Origin of the sequence: Streptomyces roseolus (genome assembly GCF_014649855.1) — a bacterium.
Taxonomy (GTDB): Bacteria; Actinomycetota; Actinomycetes; order Streptomycetales; family Streptomycetaceae; genus Streptomyces; species Streptomyces roseolus.
Genome location: NZ_BMTV01000007.1, coordinates 1 through 18365, shown reverse-complemented (window position 1 = coordinate 18365; position 18365 = coordinate 1). Strand labels below are relative to the sequence as shown.

The following is an 18365-nucleotide window of genomic DNA, read 5'->3' as shown; positions in this document are numbered from 1 at the left end:
CCGGGACCGGTCTGTGGACAACTCCCCGGCATCCGCCGGGCCACGCCGCCCCTGTGGACGAACAGCGGCAGGAAGCGGACCCCGGCACTACGCTCCTGACCATGAGCGACCAGCACAACCACCAGAACTTCGAGACCCGCGCCATCCACGCGGGCAACACCGCCGACCCGCTGACCGGCGCGGTCGTCCCGCCCATCTACCAGGTGTCCACCTACAAGCAGGACGGGGTGGGCGGGCTGCGCGGCGGCTACGAGTACAGCCGCAGCGCCAATCCGACGCGTACCGCCCTGGAGGAGAACCTCGCGGCCCTGGAGGGCGGCCGGCGCGGCCTCGCCTTCGCCTCCGGCCTGGCCGCCGAGGACTGCCTGCTGCGCACCCTCCTCTCCCCCGGCGACCACGTGGTCATCCCGAACGACGCGTACGGCGGCACCTTCCGGCTCTTCGCCAAGGTCGTGCAGCGCTGGGGCGTGGACTTCTCCGTGGCGAACACCTCGGACGTCGCCTCGGTGCGCGCCGCGGTCAACGACCGCACGAAGCTGATCTGGGTCGAGACGCCGTCGAACCCGCTGCTCGGCATCACCGACATCGAGGCGGTCGCGGGCGTGGCCCGGCAGGCCGGGGTGAAGCTGGTCGTCGACAACACCTTCGCCTCGCCCTACCTCCAGCAGCCGCTGGCGCTCGGCGCGGACGTCGTCGTGCACTCCCTCACCAAGTACATGGGCGGCCACTCGGACGTCGTCGGCGGCGCCCTGGTCGCGGCCGACGCGGAACTCGGCGAGGAGCTGGCGTACCACCAGAACGCGATGGGCGCGGTGGCCGGTCCGTTCGACTCGTGGATCGTGCTGCGCGGCATCAAGACCCTCGCCGTCCGCATGGACCGCCACGGCGAGAACGCGACGAAGGTCGCCGACTTCCTGACCCGGCACCCGAAGGTCACGCAGGTCCTCTACCCGGGGCTCGCCGAGCACCCCGGCCACGAGGTCGCGGCCAAGCAGATGCGGTCCTTCGGCGGCATGATCTCCTTCCGCGTCGAGGGCGGCGAGGAGGCGGCGGTCGCCGTCTGCGACCGCGCGAGGCTCTTCACCCTGGGCGAGTCCCTCGGCGGCGTCGAGTCGCTGATCGAGCACCCGGGCCGGATGACGCACGCCAGCGTCGCCGGTTCGGCCCTGGAGGTCCCGGCCGACCTGGTCCGCCTGTCGGTCGGCATCGAGAACGTCGACGACCTGATCGCCGACCTCCGCGAGGCGCTGGGCTGATCCGGCGGCGCCGGTCCGCACGCGGGCCCGGGTACGGCGAGGTGATCCCGTGCCCGGGGCCGCCGGGCCGCCCAGGTCCCCGGCGGCAGGCCGTTCGGGACCCCGGCAGCAGGCCGTCCGGGTCCCTGGGCGCCGGGCCGGCTCAGGTCCCCGGCAGCGGGTCCTTCAGGCTCGCCCTGATCTCGTCCCGCAGCTCCGGCGAGTCCGCGTGCTCGTGCACGGAGACGGCGTGCTCGGTGGCCGCGCGGACCACTTCCTCCTCCTCGCCCGAGATGTAGAGCGAGCAGCCCGACACGCTCGGGGTGTCCCGGCAGTCGGCGGCTTTCCTGGTCATGTCGGCCTCCTGCGACGCTGTTCCGGCCGATGCTGTTCCGGCCGCCCCCTTCCTCCAGGCTAGAACCGTCCTCACGGCCCGGCGAACGGCGGTGTCGTCGCGGCCGGCGGCGGCTCCCAGGGGCGGGCCTCGGCCGCCCAGAGGGAGAAGGCCAGCGCGGCGATCCCGGCCAGCACGCCGCCGGTCCGCCGCAGCGCCCGCTCCCGCCGCCGGGCCCGGCCGCCGCGGGCCGCCGCCCGCGCCGCCAGATCGCCCGGGACGGGCGGATGGGGCGTGTCGAGCAGCCGCCGGACGGCCGCCTCCTTGTCACCGTGCCTCACGCGGCGGCCCCCTTCCTGACGCGCGCCACCGCGCGGGCGCACACCGCGCGGACCCGGGCCTCCGGGAGGCCGAGCAGCGCGGCGGTCTGCTCCTCGGGCACGTCCTCGTACAGGCGAAGCACGAGGACGAGCCGCTCCCGCGGGGTGAGGAGGCCGAGGACGCCGCCGCGGCCGGCGCGGTGCCGCCGGGCGGTCCGGGCGAAGCGGAGGGCGAGCCCGTCACGGGTCAGGGCGTACGGATCCTCGTCGTGGCCGCGGTCACGGACCGCGTACGTGTGGGCGAGGGCGGCGGCGAGGAGCGCGCGGGCGTACGGGTTCCGGGCCCGGGTCTCGGCGGTGAGCAGCGTCGCGACGTGCAGCAGCCGCCCCGCCGCTCCCGCCACGAAGGCGTCGAACTCCCGGGCGCGGGCGGCGTGTTCCGATCGGATCCGCTGCTTCCCCACCCGCTCATGTATGGGGCGGGGAGGGAAGCGGGGTCAACCCCCCTGCGTCGAACTCCCGCTGCCGGCGGGGTGCCCGGACTGGCGGGCGGAGAGCGCCGCGTTGAAGCGGGTGAGCAGGGAGCAGAAGGACGCGCGCTCGTCCTCCGTCCAGCCGTCGGTGACCTCGGCCATGAGCGTGCGGCGCGAGGAGCGGACCTCCTCCAGGCGCTCCAGGCCCCGCGGGGAGAGCTGGAGGACGACCGCGCGGCCGTCCTCGGGGTGCGAGGCGCGCTTGACGAGGCCGGAGTCGACGAGCGGGGCGACCTGGCGGGTCACGGTCGAGGAGTCGATCCCCATGCCGGCCGCGAGCGCCTTGACGCCCATCGGCCCTTCCTGGTCGAGACGGTTGAGGAGGAGGTAGGCGGCCCGGTCCATGGAGTTGCGGAGCTGTCCGGTGCCGCCGAGGCGGGTCTGCTCGGCCCGGCGGGCGAAGACGGCCACCTGGTGCTGGAGGGCATCGAGGAGGCCGGGGTCGAGCTCGGTCGTCATGTCCTGAGATGTGGGCATGGCTGGGGGGCTCTCTCGTGCGGGGGTGGTCGGTGTGGGGGACAGAGTACGCGGACGGGGCGGGCTCCGTACCGGCCGTGCGCAAACCCGCGACGGGCCCGCGGTCCGCGCGGCCGCGACCCCGGTGAGCTGCGAGACTTGGGGTCATGACCTTCGGTACGCCATACCCCTTGCACCGGCTGATGCTCGACGACGTGCGCGGGGCGCAGAAGATGCTGGCGGGGGTGGCCCGGATGACCGCCCTGGAGGGCAGCCGCCACCTGTCGTCGCTGGTCGGGGCGCCGGTCCTGCTCAAGTGCGAGAACCTCCAGCGGACCGGATCGTTCAAACTGCGCGGTGCGTACGTGCGGATCGCGGGGCTCCGGCCGGAGGAGCGGGCGGCGGGGGTCGTCGCCGCGTCGGCCGGGAACCACGCGCAGGGTGTGGCGCTCGCCTCACAGCTCCTCGGGGTGCGGGCGACGGTCTTCATGCCGGTCGGCGCCCCGCTGCCGAAGGTCGCGGCGACCCGCGAGTACGGCGCGGACGTGCGGCTGCACGGGCACGTGGTGGACGAGACGCTGGCCGCCGCGCAGGAGTACGCGCGGGAGACCGGCGCGGTCTTCATCCACCCCTTCGACCACCCCGACGTCATCGTCGGCCAGGGCACGGTCGGTCTGGAGATCCTGGAGCAGTGCCCGGAGGTCCGCACGATCGTCGTCGGGATCGGCGGCGGCGGGCTCGCGGCCGGGATCGGCCTCGCGGTGAAGTCGGTCCGGCCGGACGTGCGGATCGTCGGCGTGCAGGCGGAGGGGGCGGCGGCGTATCCGCCGTCGCTGGCCGCCGGCCATCCGGTGGTGGTGGACTCACCGGTGACGATGGCGGACGGCATCAAGGTCGGCCGGCCCGGGGACGTGCCCTTCGGTCTCGTCCAGGAGTACGTGGACGAGGTCCGCACCGTCTCGGAGGACGCGCTCTCCTCGGCCCTGCTGCTCTGCCTGGAGCGGGCGAAGCTGGTGGTGGAGCCGGCCGGGGCGAGCCCGGTCGCGGCGCTGCTGAGCGATCCGGCCTCGTTCCGGGGCCCGGTGGTCGCGGTCCTGTCGGGCGGCAACGTCGACCCGCTGCTGCTCCAGCGGATCCTGCGGCACGGCATGGCGGCGGCGGGCCGCTATCTGAGCCTGCGGCTGCGGGTGGCGGACCGGCCGGGGGCGCTGGCGACGCTGCTCGCCGTGCTGACGGTGGTCGACGCGAACGTGCTCGACGTCAGTCACGTGCGGACCGACCCGCGGCTCGGCCTCACGGAGGTGGAGGTGGAGCTGCATCTGGAGACGAAGGGCCCGGAGCACTGCCGTGAGGTGGAGGGGGCGCTGCGGGAGGCGGGGTACACGGTCCTGGCCTGAGCACGGCCCTCCACACTGCCCTAGGATCGGCAGAAATGCCCGAAATGATCCGGGAGTGTGGACATGCCAGGCGCGATCCACGCCGAGGGACTGGTGAAGACCTTCGGCGACGTCACCGCACTGGACGGAGTGGACCTCGACGTGCCCGAAGGCACCGTCCTCGGTCTGCTCGGACCCAACGGCGCGGGGAAGACGACCACCGTACGGGTCCTGACGACCCTGCTCCGGCCCGACAGCGGCACCGCCACCGTCGCCGGCGTCGACGTCCTGGAGCACCCCGACGAGGTCCGCCGCTCCATCGGCCTCTCCGGCCAGTTCGCCGCCGTCGACGAGTACCTCACCGGCCGCGAGAACCTCCAGATGGTCGGCCGGCTCTACCAGATGAGGGCGAGGGCCGCGAAGGAACGGGCCGGTGAGCTCCTGGAGCGCTTCCACCTCGCCGACGCCGCCGACCGCCCCGCCAGGACGTACTCGGGCGGCATGCGCCGCCGCCTCGACCTCGCCGCCGCCCTGGTCGTCGCCCCGCCCGTGATGTTCATGGACGAGCCGACCACCGGCCTCGACCCCCGCAACCGGCAAGCCCTGTGGGACGTCATCAAGGAGCTCGTCTCCGGCGGCACCACCCTCCTCCTCACCACCCAGTACCTGGAGGAGGCCGACCACCTCGCCCACGACATCGCCGTCGTCGACCACGGCAAGGTCATCGCCCGCGGCACCTCCGACCAGCTCAAGGCCCGCACCGGCGGCGAGCGCGTCGAGGTCGTCGTCCACGACCGCGAGGCCGTCGCCCCCGCCCGCGCCGTCCTCGCCCGCTACGGCCCCGGCGGACGCGGTCCCGACGACGTCTCCGTCGAGGAGCACACCCGCAAGCTGACCGTCCCCGTCACCGGCGGCGCCAAGCTGCTCGCCGAGGTGATCCGGGACCTCGACGCCGTCGGCGTGGAGATCGACGACATCGGCCTGCGCCGCCCCACCCTCGACGACGTCTTCATCTCCCTCACCGGCCACGCCGCCGCGCGGGCGCAGGAGGACGGGAACGGCGGGGGCCTCCAGCGGAAGGAACCGGCCGCATGAGCAGCCTCACCGACACCGCCGCGCACGCCCCCGCGCCCCGGGGCGGCATCGCGCAGTCCTTCTCGGACTCCCTGGTCATCACGAAGCGGAACCTGATCCGCATGTCCAGGATCCCGGAGATGATCCTGTTCGGGCTGATCCAGCCCGTCATGTTCGTCGTCCTGTTCACGTACGTGTTCGGCGGCTCGATGCAGATCGGGAACAGCACCGATCCGGACGTCTACAAGAACTTCCTGATGGCGGGCATCTTCGCCCAGACGGTCACCTTCGCCACCGCCGGCGCGGGCGCGGGCATCGCCGACGACATGCACAAGGGGCTCATCGACCGCTTCCGCTCGCTGCCGATGGCGCGCGGCGCGGTCCTGACCGGCCGCACGATGGCCGACCTCGTGCAGACCGCCCTGACCCTGCTGGTCCTCGCGGTCGTCGCCCTGCTCATCGGCTGGCGGCCCGGCTACGCGGCGCCGACCGACTTCGGGAAGATCATGCTGGGCTTCGCCCTGCTGCTGCTCCTCGGCTACGCCTTCACCTGGATCGGCGCCCTCATCGGCCTCTCCGTCCGCACCCCGGAGGCGGCCACCTCCGGCGGCCTGATCTGGCTCTTCCCCGTCACGTTCCTCTCGAACGCCTTCGTGGACTCCAGCAAGCTCCCCGGCTGGCTCCAGCCGGTCGCGGAGTGGAACCCGTTCAGCGCCACCGTCCAGGCCTGCCGGAAACTCTTCGGCGACCCCGGTCTCTCCCCCTCCGACGCCTGGCCGATGCAGTACCCGGTGTGGGCCTCGCTGATCTACTCGGTCCTCATCATCGCCGTCTTCCGCACCCTCTCCGTCCGCAAGTACCGCCGCGCGGAGGGCTGAGCGGAGGGCTGACGAGACCGCGGAAAGGCCCCCCTCCGGAGCGGAGGGGGGCCTTCTCGTGGCGGTACGGGGCGGCTCAGAGGGCCGAGCCGGCCTTCCAGGCGGACCAGTTCATGTTCCAGCCGTTGAGGCCGTTGTCGGGGGCGATCGTCTTGTCCTTGGAGTTCTTGACGATCACGACGTCGCCGATCATCGACTGGTCGTAGAACCAGGCGGCCATCTGCTTGGGGTCGCCCGCGCCCTTGACGTCGGCGAGGCCGACGCAGCCGTGGCTGGTGTTCACGGAGCCGAAGATGGAGCGGGCGCCCCAGTAGTTGCCGTGGATGAAGGTGCCGGAGGTGGACAGGCGCATGGCGTGCGGCACGTCCTTGATGTCGTACTCGCCCTTGCCGTCGGAGTCGGTGAAGCCGACGGTGGCGCCGTTCATCCGGGTCTCCTTGAACTTCTCGGAGATCACCATCTGGCCGTTGTACGTGGTGTTCTCCGGCGATCCCGCGGAGATCGGGATCGTGCGGATCACCTTGCCGTCGCGCTTGACGGTCATCGTCTTCGTGGCGACGTCGACGGTGGAGACCTGGCTGCGGCCGACCTTGAAGGTGACCGTCTTCTGCTGGACGCCGAAGACGCCCTTCGCGCCCTCGACGCCGTCCAGGTCGAGCTTCAGGGTGACCGTCGAGCCGGCCTTCCAGTAGTCGTCCGGACGGAAGTCGAGCCGGGTCGAGTTGAACCAGTGGCCGACGACCTCCTGGCCGGAGCTGGAGGAGACCTTGATGCCGCCCTGGACGGCCTTCTTGTCGGTGATCGCCTTGTTGAAGTTGATCGAGACCGGCATGCCCACGCCGACGGTCGAACCGTCCTCGGGGGTGAAGTTGCCGATGAAGCTGTTCTCCTTCGACACGGTGGTGAAGGAGGAGTTCTCGTGCGCCTCCCTGCCCTCCGCGTCGACGGCGGTCGCGGCGATCTTGTAGACCGTGGCGCGCTCCAGCTGGCCGGCCGGCTTCCAGGAGAGGCCGTCGGCCGCTATCTCGCCCTTGACGGCGGTGCCCTCGGAGGAGGTCATGGTGACCTCGGTGAGCTTGCCCTCGGTGACGGCGACCTTGGCGTCGTTGTTGATGGAGGCGTTCTGCGAGCCGTTCTCCGGCGAGATGGTGATCTGCGCCTTGGACGTCTTCTGCTCGGCGGCCTCGTCGACCTGGGCCTGTGACGTGGCGGAGGCCGAACCGGACGCGGCCGGGCCGGCCGCCTCGCCGTCGTCGCAGGCCGAGAGCACGAGTACGCCGCTGAGCACCGCCGCCGCCGCGGCCAGGCTCCTGCGGCGCTTGCCGACCGTCATCACACGCTTCTCCATCGTCGCCGATTCCCTGTCAATCCATCAGAACACCCATCAGCCCCCTCCGGTTCCGGAAGCGGGGGGTTTGTGGGCAACACCACTGAACACCACTGAACTACACGAACGCGGAGGACTCCCGGTTCCCCGTCCGCCGCGCGACGGCGCGAAAAGGCCCCGGGACGCCGCCCCGGGGCCCACCCGCGGAGGGCGGGTCGCACCGCCCTCCGCCCGCGCCTTCTACGGCCGGTCGTCGTCCTCCCCGTCCTCATCATCCTCGTCGAGGTCCCACTCCATCGCGTCGGGGTCGTACTCGATCTCCTCGCTGCTCCAGGCGGCCTGGACGAGCTCGACGCCCGGCAGGTCACGGACCAGGTCGAAGGGCTCCACGAGGTAGGCGAGGGCCTCGGAGGGGTCCTCCTGGACGGCGGCCCTGGCGTGCTCGCGCTCCTCGGCCGGCATGAACTCGTCGGCGTCGATCCGGCCTTCGGCGGCGGCGGTCAGCTCGGCGGGGCCGTCGATCTCCAGGACGATGTCGACCCGGAGGCGGACGTGGCGGGCGGCGGCCCCGGCGGCGGTGGCGGGGGTTTCGGAGGTGCTCATGGCTGGGAGCGTAGGGTCTGCCCGGCCTCGGCTTTCCCGCGACCCGCTGGGTTCACTAGCATCGGCGCACCGCGGGCTTCCCGCGGGGCTTTCCGTGAGGAGAACGAGATCCGCGTGTCCGCCGCCCGACGCCCGCTGCTGACCGCCACCGCGGCGGGGACCCTGCTGTGCGCCCTGTGGTTCGTCCCCTCGGCCAACGCCTCCGACGCGGCTCCCGGGGCGGCGGCCGTACGGAGCGGGAGCACCGGGCCCGCGACCGGCCGGCTCGCCGAGACCGGCGGCCCGGACACCACCGCGTACGTGCTCGGCGGGACCGGTTTCCTCGGGGTCGGCGCCGGCTTCGTGGCGCTGGCGATGCGGCGTCACGGGCGCGCGTCCTAGAGGACGGCGCGGGGCGGGTCGCCGGTGAACGGCGGAGGGCCGCCCCGGTGGGGCGGCCCTTCCGGTACGGACGCGGGTCAGGCCAGCGGGCCGGTGACCGGTTCGACGGCGGCGACCAGGCGCCCTTCCCGGACGAAGGCGTCGGCGGCGGCCAGGTCGGGGGCGAGGAAGCGGTCCGGGCCCGGGCCCTCGACGCCGGCGGCGCGCAGGGCGTCGATGACGGCCTGGGAGGCGGGCGCCGGGGTGAGGCCCTCGCGCAGCTCGATGCCGCGGGTGGCGGCGTACAGCTCGACGGCGATGATCCGGGCGAGGTTGCCGACGGCGGTGCGCAGCTTGCGGGCGGCGGACCAGCCCATGGAGACGTGGTCCTCCTGCATCGCCGAGGACGGGATGGAGTCGGCGGAGGCCGGGACGGCGAGCCGCTTCATCTCGCCGACCAGGGCGGCCTGCGTGTACTGGGCGATCATGAGGCCCGAGTCGACGCCGGCGTCGTCGGCGAGGAAGGGCGGCAGGCCGTGGCTGCGGTTCTTGTCGAGGAGCCGGTCGGTGCGGCGCTCGGCGATGGAGCCGAGGTCGGCGGCGGCGATGGCGAGGAAGTCGAGGACGTACGCGACGGGGGCGCCGTGGAAGTTGCCGTTGGAGCGGACCTCGCCGTTGCCGAGGACGACCGGGTTGTCGACGGCGGCGGCGAGCTCGCGCTCGGCGACGAGGAGGGCGTGGGCCATGGTGTCGCGGCCGGCGCCGGCGACCTGCGGGGCGCAGCGGATCGAGTAGGCGTCCTGGACGCGGGGGGCCTCGCCGGCCTGGAAGTGGCCGGTGAGGCCGGAGCCCTTGAGGACGGCCAGCATGTTGGCGGCGGAGGCGGCCTGGCCGGGGTGGGGGCGGATGGCGTGCAGCTCGGGTTCGAGGACCTTCTCGGTGCCGAGGAGGGCTTCGAGGGAGAGGGCGGCGGTGACGTCGGCCGACTTGTAGAGGGTGTCGAGGTCGGCGAGGGCCATGATCAGCATGCCGAGCATGCCGTCGGTGCCGTTGAGGAGGGCGAGGCCCTCCTTCTCCTTGAGGACGACGGGCTCGATGCCGGCGGCGGCGAGCAGTTCGCCGGCGGGCTTCACGGTGCCGTCGGGGCCCTCGGCGTCGCCTTCGCCCATGAGCGCGAGGGCGCAGTGGGAGAGCGGGGCGAGGTCGCCGGAGCAGCCGAGGGAGCCGTACTCGTGGACGACCGGGGTGATGCCGGCGTTGAGGACGTCGGCCATGGTCCGCGCGACCTCGGGGCGGACGCCGGTGTGGCCGGAGGCGACGGTCTTGAGCCGCAGGAACATCAGGGCGCGGACGACCTCGCGCTCGACGCGCGGGCCCATGCCGGCGGCGTGCGAGCGGACGATGTTCCGCTGGAGCTGGGTGCGCAGCTCGTGGTCGATGTGCCGGGTGGCGAGGGCGCCGAAGCCGGTGGAGACGCCGTAGACGGGCTCGGGCTTGGCGGCGAGCGCGTCGACGACGGCGCGGGACGCGGCGAGCGCCTCGACGGCCCCCTCCGACAGCTCGACACGGGCGCCGTGGCGGGCGACGGCGATGACGTCCTGCGGGGTCGTGCCGGACGTGCCGAGAACGACTGTCTGCATATCCATATTCAGCACCCTACGGATTGAAGAGCGACCTGTCACTAGGCAATCTGTCACCGTCCCCCACCAAGGCGGCCCCTTACCTTTCCGGCGGCGGCTCCACCGTCGGCGCGTCCCGGAAGCGGCGGCGGTCACGGGCGCCGGGCGGGGCGTCGGCGAGGCGGATGACGGCGCCGTCCCGGCCGGCCACGACGGGCTTCGTGGAGCGGGCGGCCTTGGCCTGGTACTGCGCCGCGTCGGCGAGCCGGAAGAGCCGGCGGGCGGACTTCAGGGGCCCGATGGGGTCGCCCGTGGAAGCCACCCCGCAGGCGACGCCCTCGCCGAGCTCCAGCTCCGCGGCGCGGACGCACAGCTCCTCCGCGACGGCCACCACCTCGTCCGCGCTCGGGCCGACGGCCAGCAGGCAGAACTCGTCGCCGCCGAGGCGGGCGGCGAGGGCCCCGCGGAGCCGGGCGCCGCAGCGGGAGAGGACCGAGCCGAAGCGTTCGAGGAGGCGGTCCCCGACCGCGTGGCCGTGGGTGTCGTTGACGCGCTTGAGGCCGTTGAGGTCGCAGACGACGAGGCTGACGACGGAGCCGTCGGACCGGTAGCGCTCGATGGCCTCGTCGAGGCGGGCGTCGACCGCCCGGCGGTTGGCGAGGCCGGTGAGGGGATCGGTGAAGGCCAGCTTGCGGACCTCCTCCAGGCGCTGGGCCTGGGCGATGCCGGCGGCGACGACCGCCGCGAGGACGTTGGCGAAGTCGGCGTCCTCACTGGTGAAAGGTTTCGCCCCCAGTGGCCTGGCCACGTACAGCTCGCCCCAGGCCCGGCCGTGGAGCACGATCGGGGCGACCACGCAGGCGCCCCGGCCGCGCCGCCGCAGCCCCTCCACCCGCCCGGTGACCCGCTCGGCGCCGGCCGTCTCGATCCAGGCGTGCGGACCGGCGCCGAGCGCCCACCGCTCGTGCAGGAACTCGGTGATCTCGGGGAACTGGTGGACCGGATACGTCTCCGCGTCCGGGAACTCCTCCTCGCCGGGGGCCCGCTCCCCCGCGTTCACCAGGACCCGCAGCCGCCCGTGGTCCCGCTCCCAGACCGACAGGGCGCCGAAGCTCCCGCCCAGTCCGGCGGACACCCCGAGCGCAGCGGCCCGCCAGAACTCGCGCGGGGTGTGCGCCGCCGCCATCCCCTGCGCCAGCGCCACCACGGCCCGCAGCCGCACGTCCTCTCCCATTCCTCCAGCTTAGGGAGGTTTGACCCGTTTTCCCTACCGAGACGTCACGGAAAGTGACAAATGGTGCGAAATTGGATCAATTTCGTCACTCGCCGGGCCACTCCGGCTTCCGCTTCTCGTTGAAGGCCGCCACGCCCTCCGCACGGTCGCCCGAGAAGGCCACCGAGCGCCAGGCACCGTCCTCGACCTCCAGGCCGGCCCGCAGGTCCAGGCCCTGGCCCAGCCGCATCGCCTTCTTCGCGGCGCGCAGCCCGACCGGCGAGTTCGCGGCGATCCGCCCCGCCAGCTCCAGGGCGGCCGTCCGGGCGTCCTCCGCCAGCACGTCCACCAGGCCCAGCTCCGCGGCCTCGGCGGCCTCCACCCGGCGGGCCGTGAAGACCAGCTCGGCGGCGCGCGCGGCACCCACCCGGCGCGGCAGCAGCTGCGTGCCGCCACCGCCGGGGATGACGCCGACGGAGACCTCGGGGAGGCCGACGACGGTGGTGGCGTCGGCGACGATGACGTCGCAGGAGAGCGCCAGCTCGTACCCGCCGCCGAGGGCGAAGCCGTGGACGGCCGCCACGGTCGGCATCGGCAGCTCCAGGACGCCGGTGTACGCCGCCCGGGCGGTGGGCCGCTGGCGGACCAGCTCGGCGTCGGTGAAGGAGTTGCGCTCCTTCAGGTCGGCGCCGACGCAGAACGCCCGGTCGTTCGAGGAGCTCAGGACCGTGACCCGGACCTCCCGGTCGGCGGCGAGCGCCGCACAGGCCTCGCCGATGGAGCGGGCCATCTCGGAGGAGACCGCGTTCATCGCCTTGGGCCGGTCGAGGACGAACTCGGCGACGTGCCCCTCCTTGCGGACCAGCACGAACTCACCAAAACGCTGCTCGGACATCTCCTGCGCCCTCCCGGTTAACGACGGTTCACACGGTTCACCGGGAGGGATCTTAGGTCGGACGGCGGTTCAGGAGCCAGGGCTCCACGACGCCGAGGCCGCGCACCGACCGCTGCCACATCGGCTGGAGCGCGAAGCGGTACGTCTCCGGGGCCCGGCCCTCCTTCTCCGCGAGGGCGGCCTCCTCCGCCGCCCTGGCCTCCGAGACGGGCACCTCGCCGGTGCGGGTCAGCTCCTCGGCGAAGGCGCTGTCGACCAGCACGGCGTCCTTCGGCGCTATCGAGGTGAGCCGGCTGGCGAGGTTCACGGTGGTGCCGAAGACGTCGCCCATCCGGGTCGTGACGGTGCCGAAGGCGATGCCGACCCGCAGCGCCGGCATGGTCTCGTCCTGGCTGAGCGTCTCGATCAGCCGGAGCGCGATCTCGGCGGCGATGCCGGCGTCGTCCGCCGCGTACAGCACCTCGTCGCCGAGGGTCTTGATGAGCCGGCCGCCGTGCGCGGCGACCAGGTCGGCGCAGGTGGTCTCGAAGGCCTCGACCAGCTCGCCGAGCTCCTCCTCTTCCAGGCGGCGGGTGAGCCGGGTGAAGCCGACGAGGTCGGCGAAGGCGACGGCGAGGCGGCGGTCGACCATCTCCTCGTCGTCGGCGGCCTGGGCGACGCGCCCGGTGGCGGCGGCGAGCTGCCGCCGCCACACGTAGATCAGGAACTCCTCCAGCTCCGGCAGGAGCAGCTCCACCAGCGGGTACGTGACCTCGGCGCGGGTCATGCCGGGCTCGGGCGGCTCGGTGAGGCCCTCCAGGAAGGAGTCGATCTGCCATTCGGCCAACCGGGCGGTGGTCTGCCCGGTGGAGCGGGCCACCTGCACCGCCATCGGCTCGCTCAGCAGCCCCGCCTCGACGAGACCGGCGAGCCGGCGCAGGGCGAGGACGTCGGCCTCGGTGAGCGCCTTGGCCTGCCCGATGTCGGCGAAGCCCATGGCCCGCCAGAAGCGGGAGGCCAGCTCCATGGAGACGCCGGCGGTGCGGGCGGCCTGGAAGGGGGTGTAGCGACGGTCGGCACCGAGGATGAGCTGTTCGAGGCGGATGGCGAGCGGGTCGTCGGTCGGCTCGACGGTGTGGTCGACGGCGTGGTGCGGCGTGGGATAGGCCGGGCCCTCGGCGCCACCGGAGGCGTCGGCCGCGCGGGACGGCTCGCGCGCGCCGTCCGGCTCGTGCGGACCGTCGGGCTCGCCCGCGCCCTCCGGCTCGTGCGGACCCGCGGGCTCGCCTGAGCCCCGCGGCTCGTGCGACTCGGAGCGGCCGTCGCCCGCGTTCGCGTCGTCGACGGTCACCGGCCGCCTCCTGCCCGTTCCCTGCCGCTGCCGCTTCCCACAGTCCTGCCGATCTGTTCGCCTGGATCGCGCTCCACGATACGACAGGTGTGGGCTGGCTCACGCCCGAACGGTCCGGGGGTTCAGCCCGTCGCCCGCAGGTGGACGACGTCGCCCGCGCCGACCGCCTCCGTGCCGCCCCCCTCGGTGGCGACGACCAGGCGCCCGTCGCCGTCCAGGGAGACCGCCTCGCCCTCCAGCATCCGCTCGCCCGGCAGGTCGGCGCGGATCCGTCGGCCGAGGGTCGCGCAGTCGGCCGTGTACGCCGCCAGGATCCCGGACGCCTCGGGGTCGCCGTCGGCCCGCACCCAGGCGCCGTACCGGTCGGCGAGGGAGCGCAGGACGGCCCGCAGCAGGGTGTCGCGGTCGGTGGAGACGGCGCCGGCGAGCAGCAGCGAGCCGGCCGTGGGTACGGGCAGCTCGTCGGCGCGCAGCGAGACGTTGATCCCGAGCCCGACGACGATCCCGTCGCCCCCGGCCCGCTCGGCGAGGATCCCGCCGGTCTTCCGCTCCTCGCCGTCGACCGTGACGAGGAGGTCGTTGGGCCACTTGAGGGAGAGGTCGACGCCGGCCGCCTTGGCGAGGCCGGTGGCGGCGGCCACGCCGGTGAGCAGCGGCAGCCAGCCGAGCCGGTGCGCGGGCACGTCCGGCTTGAGGAGCACGGAGAGGAAGAGACCGGACCGCGCGGGCGCGCTCCAGGTGCGGTCGAGCCGGCCCCGGCCGGAGGTCTGCTCCTCGGCGACGAGCACGGCCCCCTCGGGCAGTTCGCCCGCCCGCGCGGCCAGATCGGAATTGGTCGACCCGGTGCTCGCGACCACGTCGAGGGAGCTCCACAGCCCGTCCGGGAGGAGGAGGGCCCGGCGCAGGGCGGAGGCGTTGAGCGGGGGCCGGTCGAGGTCGGACCAGCGGCCGCCGGAGGCGTTGGAGGACGTCATGCAAGCCAGACTAGGTGTGGCAAAGACCGCAGTGCCGAACCGTATCGCCGTCGATACCCTACGGATCAGTAGGCCTTCAGTAGCCCATTCGCAGTCAACGAACCCCCCGTGACCAGGCAGGGAGCCGCATCCCGATGTCCGAGCCGGCAGAGCAGTACGAGATCGACATTCACACGACCGCGGGCAAGATCGCGGACCTCAGGCGCCGTATCGACGAGGCCACGCACGCCGGTTCGGAGCGGGCCGTGGAGAAGCAGCACGCGAAGGGGAAGCTGACCGCGCGCGAGCGGATCGCCCTGCTGCTCGACGAGGGCTCCTTCGTGGAGCTGGACGAGCTGGCCCGGCACCGCTCCACCAACTTCGGCCTGGAGAAGAACCGGCCGTACGGCGACGGGGTCGTCACCGGGTACGGCACCGTGGACGGGCGTCCGGTGGCCGTGTTCTCGCAGGACTTCACGGTCTTCGGCGGGGCGCTCGGCGAGACGTACGGCCAGAAGATCATCAAGGTGATGGACTTCGCGCTGAAGACCGGCTGCCCGGTCGTCGGCATCAACGACTCCGGCGGCGCCCGCATCCAGGAGGGCGTGAGCGCGCTCGGCATGTACGGCGAGATCTTCCGCCGCAACACCCACGCCTCCGGCGTGATCCCGCAGATCTCCCTGGTCGTGGGCCCCTGCGCGGGCGGCGCCGTGTACTCCCCCGCGATCACCGACTTCACGGTGATGGTGGACCAGACCTCGCACATGTTCATCACGGGTCCGGACGTCATCAAGACGGTGACCGGCGAGGACGTGGGCTTCGAGGAGCTGGGCGGCGCCCGGACGCACAACGCGACCTCGGGCGTGGCGCACCACATGGCCGGCGACGAGAAGGACGCCGTCGAGTACGTGAAGCAGCTGCTCTCGTACCTGCCGTCGAACAACCTCTCGGAGCCGCCGGCCTTCCCGGAGACGGCGGAGACCGAGGTGTCGGCCGAGGACCTGGAGCTCGACACGCTGATCCCGGACTCGGCGAACCAGCCGTACGACATGCACAAGGTCATCGAGCACGTCGTGGACGACGGCGAGTTCCTGGAGACGCAGGCGCTCTTCGCGCCGAACATCCTGACCGGCTTCGGCCGGGTGGAGGGCTTCCCGGTCGGCATCGTCGCCAACCAGCCGATGCAGTTCGCCGGCTGCCTGGACATCGACGCCTCGGAGAAGGCCGCGCGGTTCGTGCGGACCTGCGACGCCTTCAACATCCCGGTCCTCACCTTCGTGGACGTGCCGGGCTTCCTGCCGGGCGTGGACCAGGAGTACGGCGGCATCATCCGGCGCGGCGCGAAGCTGATCTACGCGTACGCCGAGGCGACCGTCCCGCTCATCACGGTCATCACCCGGAAGGCCTTCGGCGGCGCGTACGACGTCATGGGCTCCAAGCACCTGGGCGCCGACCTGAACCTCGCGTGGCCGACGGCGCAGATCGCGGTCATGGGCGCGCAGGGCGCCGTCAACATCCTGCACCGCCGCACGATCGCGGAGGCGGAGGCGAACGGCGGGACCGCCGAAGAGGTCGAGGCGGTGCGGGCGCGGCTGATCCAGGAGTACGAGGACACCCTGCTCAACCCGTACACCGCGGCCGAACGCGGTTACGTCGACGGGGTGATCCCGCCGTCCGAGACCCGGCCGCAGATCGTGAAGGGTCTGCGTCAGCTGCGGACGAAGCGGGAATCCCTGCCTCCGAAGAAGCACGGCAACATCCCGCTCTAGCCCTCGGGAGGGACAGCACGATGATCAAGGTCGTACGAGGCAACCCGACGCCCGAGGAGCTGGCCGCCGCACTGGCGGTGGTCCAGGCCCGGGCCGCGGCCACGGCGGCGGCTGCCGCCCCGGGTCTCGGCCCGGCGGTACCGGAAGGCTGGTCGGACCCGTCCCGCATCGCCCGCTCGGCCCGGCCCAGCCCGGGTCCGCGGGCCTGGGCCCGGTCCTACTGGCCGGCCTGAGGGGCAGGGCGCGAGCGGCGTGACACGAACGAAGGCCGGGCCCCTTGTGCGGGGGGTCCGGCCTCCCGCACACCCGCTCCCGCACGGCCACCGGGCCGGTTGAGTATCCGTACTCAGGCGTTCCGGGCGGCCCGGCAGCAGGATCGGGGCATGCTGTGGTCCGACCCGGAGAACAAGCCGCCGAAGTTCCTGCGCGAGGCACAGGCCATGATGCGCAGGTCCGGTGTGATCCTGGCGCTGGCCATGGTCGTCCTGATGCTCGCGGTGGGCGCGCGCTGAGTACGCTGCCCCCATGACTGCTGATCACCCGGGCGGCACGCCCCGCCGGCTCGTCCTCGCCTCCGCCTCGCCCGCCCGGCTCGGTCTGCTCCGGCAGGCCGGCCTCGCGCCCGAGGTGATCGTCAGCGGGGTGGACGAGTCCAAGCTCCACGCCCCCACCCCGGCCGAGCTGGCGCTGGCCCTCGCGGAGGCCAAGGCGGCGCACGTGGCGGCCCGCCCGGAGGTGAGCGGCGCGCTGGTGATCGGCTGCGACTCGGTGCTGGAGCTCGACGGGCGGGCCCTCGGCAAGCCCGCCGACGCCGCCGAGGCCACCGCCCGCTGGAAGGAGATGCGGGGCCGGGTCGGCATCCTCCAGACGGGTCACTGCGTGTACGACACGCGGGCCAAGCGGTACGAGTCGGCGACGGCCTCGACGGTGGTGCGGTTCGGCGAGCCGACGGACGCGGAGGTGGCGGCGTACGTGGCGAGCGGCGAACCGCTGCACGTGGCGGGCGCGTTCACGCTGGACGGCCGCTCGGCGCCGTTCATCGACGGCATCGACGGCGACCCGGGCAATGTGATCGGTCTGTCGCTGCCGCTGCTGCGCCGGCTCCTCGCCAAGCTGGACGTGGGGATCACCGAGCTCTGGAGCGCCTGAGCCCGGACGGGGCGAACGGGCTCCGTCCCGAGCGTCCGGGCTCCGTCCCGGGCGCCCGAGTGGCCGTCAGGCCTCGTTCGGCTCCAGGGCCTTGACCGGCTCCGGGGCCGCGCCTTCCTTCCCGTACATGACCAGGGTGAGCACGATGAGCCCGACGACCGTCATGAGGACGGCGAAGGCGTGCCAGCCGATCAGGCCGACGGCGACCGCGCCGAGGACGCCGTGGACGATGGCGCAGCCGATGAGCAGTCCCCGGCCGAGGCGGCCGGGGCGGCGGTCGCGGATCCCCGCGAGCAGGGCGACGAGGGAGCACAGCGCGAGGGCGACGCCGGAGCCGATGCCGAGGGCCCAGGTGCCGGTGACCATGTGGTCGGGGTCGAGCCCGTCGAGGGACATCGACTGCGCCTCCACGAAACGCGCCATGACCGCGTTCAGGCCGACGATGGCCGGCGCCTCCACGAGGAGCACGGCGGCCGTGACGAGTGCGATCGGTCTGCGGGCCACTCGGCCACCCCCTGGATTCACCTGTTACCGACAGTACGGTCGACAGCGCGAAGGCTACTGGCCAGTAAACGCCCGGACAAGAGTGTGCGCCGCATGGCCGAAGCCCGACGTTCCGGCAAAGAATCATTGCGCCATTCGTAGGGACTCCACAAAGAAACCCGAATGGCGACTGGCTCCACGAACAGAGACCTGCGCCACACCTCGGAGCTACTGTGCCGTAAAGGAACCCTGCGTACCGTGGTGCGACAAGGGATTTCACGACCCGAGGAAAACTCGAGCCGCCCTCTATGTGGGCAAGCTCACCAAGGGACACGGGTCGAGGGGCCGTGTCGGTAGTCCCTAAACTCAGCTTGTTTCAAGGAGGGAGCCATCGTGCGCAAGGTGCTCATCGCCAACCGTGGCGAAATCGCTGTTCGTGTCGCCCGTGCCTGCCGGGA

At 72.9% G+C, this 18365-nt stretch carries 22 protein-coding genes; 10 read left to right on the top strand and 12 right to left on the bottom strand.

Annotation, left to right across the window (positions count from 1 at the left end):
• The first annotated feature begins 101 nt into the window (after positions 1 to 101).
• The gene (locus IE245_RS09950; protein WP_189946426.1) at positions 102 to 1256 is read left to right on the top strand and encodes a cystathionine gamma-synthase; all 1155 of its coding nucleotides are present in this window, start codon (positions 102 to 104) and stop codon (positions 1254 to 1256) included.
• Positions 1257 to 1398: 142 nt separating this feature from the next.
• Here IE245_RS09950 and IE245_RS09945 read toward each other — a convergent pair whose 3' ends face one another.
• The 4 genes from IE245_RS09945 to IE245_RS09930 all read right to left on the bottom strand — a co-directional run bounded on the left by IE245_RS09945 (position 1399) and on the right by IE245_RS09930 (position 2899).
• On the bottom strand, positions 1399 to 1590 hold the full coding sequence (locus IE245_RS09945) for a DUF1059 domain-containing protein (RefSeq protein WP_189946425.1): 192 nt from the start codon (positions 1588 to 1590) through the stop codon (positions 1399 to 1401).
• Positions 1591 to 1661: 71 nt separating this feature from the next.
• Positions 1662 to 1910, bottom strand: a complete 249-nt coding sequence (locus IE245_RS09940) for a hypothetical protein (RefSeq protein WP_189946424.1) — start codon at positions 1908 to 1910, stop codon at positions 1662 to 1664.
• Positions 1907 to 2353 carry a sigma factor-like helix-turn-helix DNA-binding protein gene (locus tag IE245_RS09935; RefSeq protein ID WP_189946423.1) on the bottom strand — a complete coding sequence of 149 codons (447 nt, stop codon included), beginning with the start codon at positions 2351 to 2353 and terminating at the stop codon, positions 1907 to 1909. The genes IE245_RS09940 and IE245_RS09935 overlap by 4 nt, the downstream gene beginning before the upstream one ends.
• 33 nt (positions 2354 to 2386) lie before the next feature.
• Entirely contained in the window at positions 2387 to 2899 is a 513-nt protein-coding gene (locus IE245_RS09930) for a MarR family winged helix-turn-helix transcriptional regulator (RefSeq protein ID WP_189946422.1), read from the bottom strand.
• A 146-nt stretch (positions 2900 to 3045) separates the two neighbouring features.
• On the opposite strand from IE245_RS09930, the gene ilvA reads away from it, so the two are divergent.
• The 3 genes from ilvA (at position 3046) to IE245_RS09915 (ending at position 6206) form a co-directional block, all read left to right on the top strand.
• A complete protein-coding gene (gene ilvA / locus IE245_RS09925) occupies positions 3046 to 4275 on the top strand; it encodes a threonine ammonia-lyase (RefSeq protein WP_189946421.1) in 1230 nt (409 codons plus the stop codon).
• Positions 4276 to 4338: 63 nt separating this feature from the next.
• Entirely contained in the window at positions 4339 to 5349 is a 1011-nt protein-coding gene (locus IE245_RS09920; protein ID WP_189946420.1) for an ATP-binding cassette domain-containing protein, read from the top strand.
• Entirely contained in the window at positions 5346 to 6206 is an 861-nt protein-coding gene (locus IE245_RS09915) for an ABC transporter permease (RefSeq protein WP_189946419.1), read from the top strand. The genes IE245_RS09920 and IE245_RS09915 overlap by 4 nt, the downstream gene beginning before the upstream one ends.
• 76 nt (positions 6207 to 6282) lie before the next feature.
• Here IE245_RS09915 and IE245_RS09910 read toward each other — a convergent pair whose 3' ends face one another.
• Positions 6283 to 7554: a L,D-transpeptidase gene (locus tag IE245_RS09910; RefSeq protein WP_189946418.1), complete on the bottom strand. Its 1272-nt coding sequence runs from the start codon at positions 7552 to 7554 to the stop codon at positions 6283 to 6285.
• 219 nt (positions 7555 to 7773) lie between these two features.
• On the bottom strand, positions 7774 to 8136 hold the full coding sequence (locus IE245_RS09905) for a hypothetical protein (protein ID WP_189946417.1): 363 nt from the start codon (positions 8134 to 8136) through the stop codon (positions 7774 to 7776).
• Positions 8137 to 8250: 114 nt separating this feature from the next.
• Between IE245_RS09905 and IE245_RS09900 the strand changes: the two genes are divergently transcribed.
• Positions 8251 to 8517, top strand: coding sequence for a hypothetical protein (locus IE245_RS09900; protein ID WP_189946416.1), 267 nt, complete (start codon positions 8251 to 8253; stop codon positions 8515 to 8517).
• A 77-nt stretch (positions 8518 to 8594) separates the two neighbouring features.
• Here IE245_RS09900 and hutH read toward each other — a convergent pair whose 3' ends face one another.
• The 5 genes from hutH to IE245_RS09875 form a co-directional block, all read right to left on the bottom strand.
• A complete protein-coding gene (hutH, locus tag IE245_RS09895) occupies positions 8595 to 10136 on the bottom strand; it encodes a histidine ammonia-lyase (RefSeq protein ID WP_189946656.1) in 1542 nt (513 codons plus the stop codon).
• Positions 10137 to 10215: 79 nt separating this feature from the next.
• Positions 10216 to 11349 (bottom strand): GGDEF domain-containing protein, encoded by a 1134-nt coding sequence (locus IE245_RS09890; RefSeq protein ID WP_189946415.1) that lies wholly within the window; start codon positions 11347 to 11349, stop codon positions 10216 to 10218.
• Positions 11350 to 11434: 85 nt separating this feature from the next.
• A complete protein-coding gene (locus IE245_RS09885; protein ID WP_189946414.1) occupies positions 11435 to 12223 on the bottom strand; it encodes an enoyl-CoA hydratase/isomerase family protein in 789 nt (262 codons plus the stop codon).
• Positions 12224 to 12275: 52 nt separating this feature from the next.
• Complete coding sequence (locus IE245_RS09880; RefSeq protein WP_189946413.1) at positions 12276 to 13553, bottom strand: adenylate/guanylate cyclase domain-containing protein; 1278 nt, start codon at positions 13551 to 13553, stop codon at positions 12276 to 12278.
• A 122-nt stretch (positions 13554 to 13675) separates the two neighbouring features.
• Positions 13676 to 14527 carry a biotin--[acetyl-CoA-carboxylase] ligase gene (locus tag IE245_RS09875; protein WP_189946412.1) on the bottom strand — a complete coding sequence of 284 codons (852 nt, stop codon included), beginning with the start codon at positions 14525 to 14527 and terminating at the stop codon, positions 13676 to 13678.
• 134 nt (positions 14528 to 14661) lie between these two features.
• Here IE245_RS09875 and IE245_RS09870 point away from each other — a divergent pair, with 134 nt between their 5' ends.
• From IE245_RS09870 to IE245_RS09860, 4 genes are all read left to right on the top strand, one after another.
• Positions 14662 to 16275 carry an acyl-CoA carboxylase subunit beta gene (locus IE245_RS09870; protein WP_189946411.1) on the top strand — a complete coding sequence of 538 codons (1614 nt, stop codon included), beginning with the start codon at positions 14662 to 14664 and terminating at the stop codon, positions 16273 to 16275.
• Between the two features lie 20 nt (positions 16276 to 16295).
• Positions 16296 to 16508 (top strand): acyl-CoA carboxylase epsilon subunit, encoded by a 213-nt coding sequence (locus IE245_RS09865; protein WP_189946410.1) that lies wholly within the window; start codon positions 16296 to 16298, stop codon positions 16506 to 16508.
• Positions 16509 to 16658: 150 nt separating this feature from the next.
• On the top strand, positions 16659 to 16787 hold the full coding sequence (gene mmpB, locus IE245_RS37670; RefSeq protein ID WP_268256536.1) for a morphogenic membrane protein MmpB: 129 nt from the start codon (positions 16659 to 16661) through the stop codon (positions 16785 to 16787).
• Positions 16788 to 16800: 13 nt separating this feature from the next.
• Complete coding sequence (locus IE245_RS09860; protein ID WP_189946409.1) at positions 16801 to 17424, top strand: nucleoside triphosphate pyrophosphatase; 624 nt, start codon at positions 16801 to 16803, stop codon at positions 17422 to 17424.
• Positions 17425 to 17490: 66 nt separating this feature from the next.
• Here IE245_RS09860 and IE245_RS09855 read toward each other — a convergent pair whose 3' ends face one another.
• A complete protein-coding gene (locus tag IE245_RS09855) occupies positions 17491 to 17928 on the bottom strand; it encodes a hypothetical protein (protein ID WP_189946408.1) in 438 nt (145 codons plus the stop codon).
• A 372-nt stretch (positions 17929 to 18300) separates the two neighbouring features.
• Here IE245_RS09855 and IE245_RS38035 point away from each other — a divergent pair.
• Positions 18301 to 18365, top strand: a 65-nt coding sequence (locus IE245_RS38035; protein ID WP_344069737.1) for a biotin carboxylase N-terminal domain-containing protein, incomplete at its 3' end; no start/stop codon positions are given.

Coding starts and splice junctions, on each gene's coding strand:
- IE245_RS09890 (WP_189946415.1), bottom strand. CDS start 11,349: ATGGGAGAGGACGTGCGGCTGCGGGCCGTGGTGGCGCTGGCGCAGGGG.
- IE245_RS09870 (WP_189946411.1), top strand. CDS start 14,662: ATGTCCGAGCCGGCAGAGCAGTACGAGATCGACATTCACACGACCGCG.
- IE245_RS09950 (WP_189946426.1), top strand. CDS start 102: ATGAGCGACCAGCACAACCACCAGAACTTCGAGACCCGCGCCATCCAC.
- IE245_RS09860 (WP_189946409.1), top strand. CDS start 16,801: ATGACTGCTGATCACCCGGGCGGCACGCCCCGCCGGCTCGTCCTCGCC.
- ilvA (WP_189946421.1), top strand. CDS start 3,046: ATGACCTTCGGTACGCCATACCCCTTGCACCGGCTGATGCTCGACGAC.
- mmpB (WP_268256536.1), top strand. CDS start 16,659: ATGCTGTGGTCCGACCCGGAGAACAAGCCGCCGAAGTTCCTGCGCGAG.
- IE245_RS09865 (WP_189946410.1), top strand. CDS start 16,296: ATGATCAAGGTCGTACGAGGCAACCCGACGCCCGAGGAGCTGGCCGCC.
- IE245_RS09910 (WP_189946418.1), bottom strand. CDS start 7,554: ATGGAGAAGCGTGTGATGACGGTCGGCAAGCGCCGCAGGAGCCTGGCC.
- IE245_RS09920 (WP_189946420.1), top strand. CDS start 4,339: ATGCCAGGCGCGATCCACGCCGAGGGACTGGTGAAGACCTTCGGCGAC.
- hutH (WP_189946656.1), bottom strand. CDS start 10,136: ATGCAGACAGTCGTTCTCGGCACGTCCGGCACGACCCCGCAGGACGTC.
- IE245_RS09885 (WP_189946414.1), bottom strand. CDS start 12,223: ATGTCCGAGCAGCGTTTTGGTGAGTTCGTGCTGGTCCGCAAGGAGGGG.
- IE245_RS09905 (WP_189946417.1), bottom strand. CDS start 8,136: ATGAGCACCTCCGAAACCCCCGCCACCGCCGCCGGGGCCGCCGCCCGC.
- IE245_RS09915 (WP_189946419.1), top strand. CDS start 5,346: ATGAGCAGCCTCACCGACACCGCCGCGCACGCCCCCGCGCCCCGGGGC.
- IE245_RS09930 (WP_189946422.1), bottom strand. CDS start 2,899: ATGCCCACATCTCAGGACATGACGACCGAGCTCGACCCCGGCCTCCTC.
- IE245_RS09945 (WP_189946425.1), bottom strand. CDS start 1,590: ATGACCAGGAAAGCCGCCGACTGCCGGGACACCCCGAGCGTGTCGGGC.
- IE245_RS09875 (WP_189946412.1), bottom strand. CDS start 14,527: ATGACGTCCTCCAACGCCTCCGGCGGCCGCTGGTCCGACCTCGACCGG.